The sequence below is a fragment of the Desulfosarcina cetonica JCM 12296 genome, assembly GCF_001311845.1.
Lineage (GTDB): Bacteria > Desulfobacterota > Desulfobacteria > Desulfobacterales > Desulfosarcinaceae > Desulfosarcina > Desulfosarcina cetonica.
Map to the genome: position 1 here is coordinate 1 of NZ_BBCC01000252.1, position 7,416 is coordinate 7,416.

The 7,416-nt window shown below is 59.5% G+C and carries 6 protein-coding genes; 1 reads left to right on the plus strand and 5 read right to left on the minus strand.

Translation table 11 applies throughout. The features are described 5' to 3' along the window. The 5 genes from JCM12296_RS30820 to JCM12296_RS30840 form a co-directional block, all read right to left on the minus strand. On the minus strand, positions 1-527 hold a 527-nt coding region (locus JCM12296_RS30820; RefSeq protein ID WP_054701074.1), incomplete at its 3' end, for a hypothetical protein. Further along, a complete protein-coding gene (locus tag JCM12296_RS30825; protein ID WP_054701077.1) occupies positions 509-994 on the minus strand; it encodes a hypothetical protein in 486 nt (161 codons plus the stop codon). The genes JCM12296_RS30825 and JCM12296_RS30820, both read right to left, overlap by 19 nt. Further along, complete coding sequence (locus JCM12296_RS30830; protein ID WP_054701080.1) at positions 991-2,982, minus strand: transglycosylase domain-containing protein; 1,992 nt, start codon at positions 2,980-2,982, stop codon at positions 991-993. Before JCM12296_RS30830 ends, JCM12296_RS30825 begins: the two co-directional genes overlap by 4 nt. Beyond that, positions 2,979-3,998, minus strand: coding sequence for a hypothetical protein (locus tag JCM12296_RS30835; RefSeq protein ID WP_054701082.1), 1,020 nt, complete (start codon positions 3,996-3,998; stop codon positions 2,979-2,981). Before JCM12296_RS30835 ends, JCM12296_RS30830 begins: the two co-directional genes overlap by 4 nt. A 575-nt stretch (positions 3,999-4,573) precedes the next feature. After that, positions 4,574-6,094 carry an HD domain-containing phosphohydrolase gene (locus JCM12296_RS30840; RefSeq protein WP_246805170.1) on the minus strand — a complete coding sequence of 507 codons (1,521 nt, stop codon included), beginning with the start codon at positions 6,092-6,094 and terminating at the stop codon, positions 4,574-4,576. Positions 6,095-6,425: 331 nt separating this feature from the next. On the opposite strand from JCM12296_RS30840, the gene JCM12296_RS30845 reads away from it, so the two are divergent. Beyond that, a partial coding sequence (locus JCM12296_RS30845) for a glycosyltransferase family 4 protein (RefSeq protein WP_054701089.1) occupies positions 6,426-7,416 on the plus strand: 991 nt, incomplete at its 3' end.

Genomic DNA, 7,416 nt, shown 5'->3' on the forward strand with positions numbered 1-7,416 from the left:
CGCATCGCGCCAAGGGCGCTTTTGACGCCGGTGCCCAGGTCGGCAAGATACCGTCGGTGCCGCCGGGGCGACCGCGCCGCATGGTCCGCAATCATATCGGGCATGAAATCGACGGCCATCGCCCTCCGCCGCGCGGAATCGATGCCGGCCAGGATCGTTTCTGCGCTTTCCAAGTCGGGTAGGGTCAAGGGCGTGGGATGAATCAGGCGGCAGCAGGCGGTCAAGCCGGGCAGGATCCGCGAATCGCGACTGCCGTGCTGATAGCTCTCCAGATAAACCCGAAGGGCCAGGTTATCCACCCGCTGATTGGCGAGAAAAAGATCGGCGACACCGTGAATCAGCTCCACCGGTGGGGCTTCATTGGCGCGCATCGCCGTTCGGTAGGTATTCAGGGCGACGAAATCACACCGCCGCTCGGATAGATAGAATTGGGCCAGCATGCGCTGAATGGGCACGTCATCGGGATGCGCCGCGCCGATCTGGACGGCGATGTCGTGGGTGTAACGCGTCACCGCCCGGCCCGCCAAAAGGCCTTCCAGCCATTTGGCGGCCGCTTCGCGATCACGGGGGGAAACGCGCAGATAGGCGGCGACAACCGATTCCGACGCATTTTCGGCGGTGCCGCTGGCCAGCTCAAACGCGCCAGTTGGGCGAGCAGCCGACCGGCGGGCCGGCGACGCGAAAAGGGCGAGAAGAAGAAGCTGTCCACCGTGCCCTCGGCGCGGGCCAGAAGCTGACGGGCCTCCCGATTCATTCCCGCCCGCTCCCACACGGAGGCTTCACCCAGCAGGCGATCCATCTGATGGCGTCCGATGGCGGCGAAAACCCAACCCACCAGCCAGAAGCTGAAAAGAAAAAAGATCACGACCGGGATGATCATCCAGGCCGGCCCCATGGACCGGGCCAGGGCCGGCAGCAGCAGCATTGCCGTCAGGCTGGCGATGAAAAGCGCCAGCCACAAACGCACCGCCAAATGTTTGAACCAGAGCGTCATTGGTTTTTTCTCAAGGCCACGCGCACCGGGTCGCCGGTCCAGAACCCGGCCCAGGATCCGGTCTCGGGATTGACGTTCTTGAAATAGATATCGGCCGGCACCTTGAATTCCCGCGGCGGTTCCCCCTGGGTGGCTTGTTTCATGAACTGTGCCCAGATGGGAGCCGCGCCCCGCCCGCCGGTGATGCCGACGCCGCGCTTATCGTGCATGCCCTGCCCCTTGTCAAAGCCCACCCAGACCGAGGTACTGATGGTGGGGGTGAAGCCGGTGAACCAGGCGTCACGGAAATCGTTGGTCGTTCCGGTCTTGCCGGCGGCCGGCAGGGTAAATCCCATGCGCCGGACCACATTGCCCGTGCCCCCGTCGATCACGCTGGCCATCATGTCCACCAGCTGGTAGGTCACCGACTCGTTGAGCACCCGTTCGCCGGTGACGATGTGCTCTTCCAGCACCTGGCCGTTGACATCCTCAACCCGACGAATCCAGAAAGGCACATGGCGGACCCCGCCCGAGGCGAAAGTGGCATAGGCCGAAGCCATCTCCAGGGGGCTGACCCCAGAAGTCCCCAGGGCCACCGAATAGACCGGCTTGAGGGGGCTGCTGATGCCGCACCGGCGGGCCGTCTGGATCACGGCCGCGGGTCCCAATTCCTGCACCAGTTGGGCGGCCACGGTGTTGATCGATTCGGAAAAAGCCCGCTTCATGATCAGGGGGCCTTTATGGCGGCCTTCAAAATTGCGCGGACGCCACGGCGCTTGGCCCTTGACGGCGATGGAGACCGGCCGGTCCTCCACCACATCGGCCGGCGTTTTGTTGAGGTTTTCCATCACGCTGTAATAGAGAAAGGGCTTGAATCCGGAGCCGGGCTGGCGATTGTTCTGCAAGGCCCGATTGTAAGGCGTCTTGAAGAAATCACGTCCGCCGACCAGGGCCTTGACCGCACCGGTGGCCACATCCACACTCACCAGGGCGCCCTGCAGGCCGTTATCGTCATCCTCAGCCGCCGCATCCGCGGGTTTATCGATTTTCATGTTCTTTTCAAGCCGGCCGATGCCTTCCTGCAAAGCGGTCTCGGCGAGCTGCTGCAAACCGACATCCAGCGTGGTGAATACCCGCAGACCGCCATGGTAGACCACTTCCGGGGTGAATTCCTCCTCCAAAGACTTCATCACGGCATCCAGGAAATAACTGTCCACGCGCATGGCGCGGGCCTGTTTGCGCAGTTCCAGCGGTGCCGCAGCGGCATCGGCGGCCTCCTGCGGGGTGATCATGCCGGTTTTCACCATGCGTTGGAGCACCACTTTCTGGCGGGCCTTGGCCCGTTCCAGATAACGGAAAGGGTTGTAGCGCGTGGGGGATTTGGGCAGACCCGCCAGAAGGGCCGCTTCCGGCAGGGTCAGTTCGCCGGCGGACTTGTCGAAAAAGGTCCGTGCCGCTTCACCGATGCCATAAGCACCCACGCCAAAGGGGATCTGGTTGATATAGGCCTCCAGAATCTCTTGTTTGGAAAACTGGGCCTCGATCTGGAAGGCAACCAACAGTTCCCGGAATTTCCGGGTGTAGGTGCGTTCGAAACTGAAGAAGAGGTTCTTGGCCAGCTGCTGGGTGATGCTGGAGGCCCCCTGCACCTTGCCCGGTTCGAACAGGGTCACATACAGCGCCTTGAGGGTTCGCAGTTTGTTCATTCCGTGGTGATCCCAAAAACGGTGGTCCTCGGTGGCCAGGATCGCCTGCACGAAAACATAGGAAACATCCTCCAGGGCCACGGTCTCCCGGCCGCCAATGGCCAGGATCCGACGGCCGTCGGCGCTAAAAATCTCCGTGGCCGGCGTATCGTTGATCCGGCTGATGGGATCCGGCACCTGGGGAAGATCCCTGACCGCTACCAGGAAGAGGCAAAGTACCCCCAGCGCGGCGACGGCTGCCAGTGCCAACAGGGCATAGAACACCGGCAACGCAAAACGGATAAGGCGCACGGGCAGTGTCATCGGTTATCCTTGGGAAATGGTATCCAGGGGCGCTGCCGGCGCTTTTTCGGCTGTTGGGCAGGGTCGTCCGGCTGGGTGGACGCAGACGGGGAAAAGGAATTGCCGAAAATCGAAACCGAGGATTGCGGAACCGTCGGCGAGGGGCTGGCCAGCCGGGGTTCCAGCAGCACGCGAACCTGCCAGACAGCCCACTCCTGCCCCATCACCGTGGTAATCTGACGGCCCTCGGGCGTTTGCATCTCGATGGCGATCCGGATCGTGTCGGCATTGACCTCGTCGCTGATACCCACGCGCACCGGGCTACCCTCGATCGCCAACACCGCTGCGGGTTGTGGCAGAACGGCCCGTTGGACCTCCACGGGAAGCGTTTCCAAGGCTCTGAAAAAACGATCGGCGGGATAGATGCGTCCGGCAAACTCCGGCAGCGCCTCTAATGTTCCCCTGACGGCCGGCGCACTGCCGCCGGTGGATTCGAGTTCCTGGCCGCTGGTGGTCGTATAATTGAGCACATTGTTGGAACGGTCCAGAAGGTAAATGCCCACCTTGCCGTTTTCCCGCTCCAGGTAGACCCGATCCCAGCTCCGGTCAGCACTGATGCTCAGCAAGCGCATCGGCGGAAAAAGGGTCCGCTCCGTCGCTTCGGGAAGCTGACTGTAAAGGACGCGAAACCGTTCCGCGGAGAGCATGCTCCCCCGGGAATCGGACACGCCTTCGATCAACTGGGACATGGAGGTTGCCTCGCGAGCCTCGCGTTGGGCGGCCAACTGGTCGGTAACCATCTTCTCCAGGGTCTGGGTGGCCACCTGCCGCAAGTGCCCCTCCTCCCATACATTGCCTGACTCCGGACGATAACTGTTGGTGGCCGCCAGGTAACGGCCCAGCATGATTTCCACCCAGTTGAAGCGCACTTCGGAGAGCAGGACGGCCAACACCGCCAACACCAGGACCCCGCCCCGTAAGCTGAATCCCTGCAAGAACCACGTTTTCAAATCCTTGGGTTCCGACCAGGCCGGCATAATCGCTCCTTTTTTCATTCGCTGCCAAGCGTTGATGCATTCGTAAAAAGTCGCATTCCCGACGGATTCGTAAAAAGCCCGAGATCAAGGCTTGCGAATCCTTAAGGAATGAGGCGTATTTGGCGTACGCCGCAGTGACGAAGGATACGCGTAACGCCGATATCGGGTTTTTTACGAATCCGTCAGCGTTCACTTGGCAATGGTCCGGCTCTTACTACATTCGAATCAAATGATAAAGAGTGGGCTGAAGGCTGCGCAGGGCAATCGCATTTGGAACCTACTCTACAAAATAATGGTCGCAGGCAAGGCCAGCTCCACCAACAAGCAACGATAGATATTGATATCACAGGAAATTGGAGCAGGCCTTGCCCGCAAAAATAGAAATCGATCCAAATGCGATGGCCCTGGAAGGCTGCGGCGGCGATGGATGTGGTTCTCCAGCGGCGGGAACGAGGCGGCAAGACTGGGAAAACGGGCAAAAACGGCGATTACGAAGGCGGTGTGCAGATGGATAGCGGGGATCCGGCGGCCGGTGCCGCTACCGGATCATTCGGGCGGTTGGGACCAGATGATCATCACGGCGCATCGGCGAGAATCTGCGCGATATCCCCTTTTTCGTAAAGCGAGCGGAAAACATCTATTACGCCGGCGTCGAACTGGGTTCCGGATCCCCCATACATGATCCCCAGAATCCTGTCCTCCTCCATGCGCTTGCGGTAGGCACGGTCGGAGGCAATGGCATCGTAGACATCGGCAACGGACAGGATCCGCGCCAGCATGGGAATCCTCGCACCGGCCAAACCGTCGGGGTAGCCCTTGCCGTCGTAGCGCTCATGGTGGCAACGGATGATGTTCTTTTCGCGGTCCCACAAGCCCAGACGCTCCACGATATTGGCACCGATCACCGGGTGCTCCTTGATAATGCGGAACTCCTCGTCGGTCAGTCGTCCGGGCTTGAGCAGGATATCGTCACGAATGCCGATTTTTCCGATATCGTGCAGTTGACCGGCGACATGCAGGATATCCTGTTCCTCCTGGCTGCCGCCCATGGCCCTGCAGAGCGCGGTGGCGATGCGGGTGACACGGTTGGAGTGCTGCTCCGTATACGGATCGCGGGCCTCGATGGCCCGTACGAATGCGTATAGGGTGGCAAACAAGTTTTCATAAATATTTTCATAAAGCGCTATGTTTTCAATTGCATAAGCCGCTTTATTGGTCATGAAGGACATATAGTAGAGGTCTTTTTCAGAAAATCGAACCGCCCCGTCCTGCGCGGACACCGCCAGGATACCAAACACCTTGTTGCGAATGTTAAGCGGCACCAGCATCAGTGAGCGCAGCACCTCGGGAAGCCCGGGGACATTGGCCGTGTCTTGGATCAGCAGAGGCTTGTCCTCCTCCCGATTTTCCATGATAAAGCCGCCGAGATCAAGCGCATCGGAAGGGTCGGGTTGCTGATCACCGGCGGCGCCATGGCCATTGCGCCTGGCCAGCGAACGGGCCACCGGAACCGGCTGGTTGACCGCCTCGTTAATGATATAAAAGACCGCCTCGTTGGCACGGGTCAGCTCGGTGGAGAGATCCACCACCCGCTTGAACAAGTCGACACTGGAATCAATGGTGGTAAAATCGGTCATGATACGGTTGAGGGTGTTGAGTTCATCGACCTTGTAGGTCAATTCGCGGTTGAGCTTCTCGATCCGTTGTTTTCCCTCGACCTCCTTGGCCAGGAACAGATTGCGGATGAAAAGCCGGCGCTCGCGCAGGACCCGCTTGACACAAAGCTCCAGCTGATTGAGATTGACCGGTTTGATCAGAAAATCGACGACACCGTTCTTCAGTGTCTGGATGGTATTGTCCAACGAAGGGTAGCCGGTCATGATGATGACCGGAATGGTGTTGTCCACCTTGCGAATATGTTCAGCCAGCTCCAGGCCGTCCATTTCGGGCATGTTGATATCGGTAAAACAGCAGTCGATTTTCTCTGTGGCAATGATGTCGGCGGCACATCGGCCATTTTCAGCCGTGAGGACATGATAGCCCTTGGCCATGAAATATTCCGAAGCCACTTCGAGGATGCTCTCCTCGTCATCCACAATCAACAAAGTTTCTTTTGGAACGTCTTCCATTTGGATCTGAGTTCTCTGTGTTGATCTATTCCGTAATAATCTATAATGATTGGCTTTCTGGTGCTTTACGGGTTATCCCGGGAAGCTGCAGCCGATTATCATGTTCCTGATATCGGCCCGTCATCGACAAACTAAAGTCGCCAATGGGTTGCCGAATACGAAAACAAGGATCGTCCGGACCATGGGATCCGAAACGGGGAACAACGCCCCGATGCGTGGCGAAAATGCTTGACGGCATGGGCAGCCGGCGGTAAGGGTCCATTTTTGTGCCATCAATCCGGACAGGCTGCATTTCCCCATGACCAATGATCCCGACCGTCCATTGCGCATCTGCCTTCTGAGCTATCGGAGCAATCCCCACTGTGGTGGCCAGGGGGTTTACCTGAAAAACCTCAGTCGCGCCCTGAAGGATATCGGCCACCGGGTGGAGGTGATTTCCGGTCCGCCCGACCCCATGCTGGATGCCGATATCCCCGTCTATCGATTACCCTGCCTGGACTTGTACAATCCGGACCACCTGTTTCGCATGCCAACGTTGAAGGAACTTTCCGATCCGGTGAATTTCATGGAGTGGGCCGGCGTTTCCACCATGGGATTCCCGGAGCCGTTCACCTTCGGCATCCGGGCCTGGCAGTTTCTGCGGACCCGCATGCAGCGCTACGATATCGTTCATGACAACCAGAGCCTCTCCTATGGCGTCTGGGCCATGGCCCGCCGGATCCCCACCATCGTCACCATCCACCACCCGATCACCATCGATCGCCGAATCGCCGTGCAGGCAGTCCGTTCGTACTGGAAAAAGCTCAAGCAGCTGCGCTGGTTCTCGTTCATCGGTATGCAAAAGCGGGTCTCGCGGACCTTGAAACACATCATCACCGTCTCCGAATCCGCCCGTCAGGATATCGCCCGGGAGTTTCGCATATCGGACCAGCGCTTTCATGTGGTGCCCAACGGCATTAACACGCGCCTGTTCTATCCCATCCCGGAGATCCCACGGGAACCGGGGCGGATCATCGTCACCACCAGTTCGGATGTTCCCCTCAAGGGGCTCTACTACCTGCTGCAGGCGGTGGCCCAAGTGGCCCGCAGGCGTCCGGTCCGCCTCGTGGTGGTCGGCACGCCCAAGGAGAACGGCGGTATCACCCGCTTGATCCGTCGCCTGGGCATCGGTAAGCACGTCAGCTTCACCGGACACATCAGCGACGCCGAATTCGTCCGTCAATATGCCCGGGCGGCCATGGCCGTGGTGGCCTCGGTGTACGAGGGGTTCGGCCTACCGGCAGGTGAAG